This is a genomic window from Luteococcus sp. (assembly GCF_043424415.1).
Taxonomy (GTDB): Bacteria; Actinomycetota; Actinomycetes; order Propionibacteriales; family Propionibacteriaceae; genus Luteococcus.
On the sequence record NZ_JBHWOO010000212.1, the window covers coordinates 1 to 2,679 of the forward strand.

Consider the following 2,679-nt stretch of genomic DNA (forward strand, 5'->3'; position numbering starts at 1 on the left):
GCTCTGGTTGTGTGACGTGCGGTAAGATCCTCGACAGGAATATTGGACACTTTTCTGGGCCGTCCTCGGGGCTACGGGTGTGACTCTCAACTTCGTTTGGCGGGATTTCGCAGCTTCGTTTGGCGGCTCAGGTGAAGCCGCTGGCGAGGGTGGAGCGGCGGAGTCAGTGTTCGTCGCCGAGGTGGCCGGAGAGTTTGTCCAGACGATCGAGGCTCGATCCGTCAAGGCCGATGATCTCGACGGTCTTGCCCTTGGCGGCGTACTTGTGGGTGATCGCGTCCAGGGTGGCCACGGTGGAGGCGTCCCAGATATCGGCCTCGGTCAGGTCGATGACCACGTGCTGGGGGTCGCCGGTGTAGTCGAACTGGTAGACCAGATCGTTGCTCGAGGCCCAGAAAAGCTCGCCACGCACTCGGTAGGTGCGGATGTCGATGGTGCCGTCGTGATTGACGTCGAGTTCAGAGTCCTTCTCCAGGCTCGTCATGTGGGCCACGCGGCGGGCGAACATGACCATCGCGGTCAGAACCCCGAGGATGACGCCGATGGCCAGATTGTGGGTGATCACAGTCGCGGCGACGGTGACCGCCATGACGATCGTCTCCGGGAGCGGCATCAGGCGCAGGGTGCGTGGGTGGATGGAGTGCCAGTCCATGGTGGCCACCGAGACCATGATCATCACCGCGACCAGGGCAGCCATGGGGATCAGGCCGACGATGTCGCCCAACGCTACGACGAGGATGAGTAGGAAGATCCCAGCCAGCAGGGTGGACAGGCGGGTGCGGGCGCCGGACTGCTTGACGTTGATCATGGTCTGGCCGATCATCGCGCAGCCGCCCATGCCGCCGAAGAAGGCGGTGACGATGTTGGCCACGCCCTGGCCCCATCCCTCACGGGTCTTGTCGGAGCGGACCTCGGTGATGTCATCGACGAGTTTGGCGGTCATCATCGACTCCATGAGCCCGACCAGCGCCATCGCCAGGGCATAGGGGGCGATGATTTGCAGCGTCTCCAACGTCCACGGCACGTCGGGGATGAATAGCGACGGCAGCGAGGAGGGCAGCTCGCCCTGATCGCTGACGTTGGGCATGGTCCAGCCGAAGAGCACGACCACGGCGGTGATCGCCACGATCGCCACCAGCGGGGCCGGCACCGCGGCCGAAAGTTTGGGGAAGAACACCATGATGAGCACGCCAGCGGCGACCATCGGGTACACCAGCCACGGCACACCCAGCAGGTGCGGGATCTGCGCGGTGAAGATCAGGATGGCCAGGGCGTTGACGAACCCGACCATCACCGACCGGGGGATGAAGCGCATGAGCTTGCCCACCCCGATCACGCTCAACACGACCTGGAAGATGCCGGCCAGCAGCACGGTGGCGATGAAGTAGTCCAACCCGTACTCGCGCGCCACGGGGGCGATGACCAGGGCGATTGCGCCGGTCGCTGCGGAGATCATCGCGGGCCGTCCGCCGGTGAAGGCGATCGTCACGGCCATGGTGAAGGAGGCGAACAGCCCGACCCTCGGGTCCACTCCGGCGAGGATCGAGAACGAGATCGCCTCGGGGATGAGCGCGAGCGCGACGACCAGACCGGCCAAGACCTCGGTGCGCAGTCGGCGGGGGGAAGAGAAGGCGTACTTGAACGACGCGAGGACGCCGACGGGTGCGAGATCGTCATCCGAGCTGGCCGGGGGCGGGGACGAGGCCCCGGATGCGTGGGTGGGAGCTGTCACGGGGGTTTTCCTAACCGTGGAGGGAACATGACACACTCTCCCGTAACGGGAGGTTTGAAACCTACCGTAACGTCAGGTTTGGGTAGCGTTGAATTTGGGACCGACACCGTGACCTATTTCACGAGGAGTGTGATGCGGGAAGAGTCCGCACGAATGGTCGGTGAGGTCGCTGACTTCACCGGCCTGTCGATCCGCACGCTGCGCCACTACGACGACATCGGCCTAGTGGTGCCCTCCGGCCACACCGCCGGCGGATTCCGGCTCTACACCGACGCCGACATCGACCGACTGCTCCTCGTCCGGCGAATGAAACCTTTGGGCTTCTCGCTGGAACGCATGAAGCAGTTCCTCGAAGCCACCGACATCCTTACGGCGGCCCAACGCTCAGAATCGCCGGGGCTCGATGACTGGCACGCAGCTCGAATGACCGTCGAAGAGATCCGCGCCGAAGCTGAAGCGCGCTACCTCGAACTGCAGACCCAACTCGAGTACAGCGCCGAGTTCTTGCAACTATTCCGCCAGAGGTTTGACTAAGCAGGCTGATCCATAAACGACCGTTTTTGCTACAAGTGAACTCGAGCTCGCCGGATTTGGATACGCCGAGGTGGGCGGAAGCCAATTCTGTAGCGGAACCCAGTCTCAAAATCTATGTTTCTGATCTGCCCAGCAGCGACGAGTATTGCTACATTTGTCGGTATGGGCCACGCTTTCGGGTACGCACGGGTGTCGACTGGCGATCAAGACGCCCGACTGCAGCACGATGCCCTCGCCGCTGCCGGCTGCTACAAGGTCTTCACCGACACCGCCTCCGGGACATTGGCCTCCCGCCCAGAGTTGGGAAAGCTCCTCGATCAACTGCGCCCGGGCGACACCCTCGTGGTCTGTCTACTGGACCGGCTGGGCCGATCGATTCGGCAACTGATCGATCAGCTGACCGAGTTGCATGA

3 protein-coding genes are annotated in these 2,679 nt (G+C 63.2%); 2 read left to right on the forward strand and 1 reads right to left on the reverse strand.

All coding sequences use genetic code 11. From position 1 onward, the window contains the following. Nucleotides 1–163 precede the first annotated feature (163 nt). Nucleotides 164–1,612 (reverse strand): SulP family inorganic anion transporter, encoded by a 1,449-nt coding sequence (locus tag ACHFFZ_RS12335; protein WP_101841493.1) that lies wholly within the window; start codon nucleotides 1,610–1,612, stop codon nucleotides 164–166. Nucleotides 1,613–1,864: 252 nt separating this feature from the next. Between ACHFFZ_RS12335 and ACHFFZ_RS12340 the strand changes: the two genes are divergently transcribed. Together ACHFFZ_RS12340 and ACHFFZ_RS12345 are read left to right on the forward strand one after the other, a co-directional pair. Next, nucleotides 1,865–2,266, forward strand: a complete 402-nt coding sequence (locus tag ACHFFZ_RS12340; RefSeq protein ID WP_006898346.1) for a MerR family transcriptional regulator — start codon at nucleotides 1,865–1,867, stop codon at nucleotides 2,264–2,266. Nucleotides 2,267–2,428: 162 nt separating this feature from the next. Further along, nucleotides 2,429–2,679 (forward strand): recombinase family protein (locus ACHFFZ_RS12345; RefSeq protein WP_394276905.1); only part of this gene is annotated, 251 nt, incomplete at its 3' end.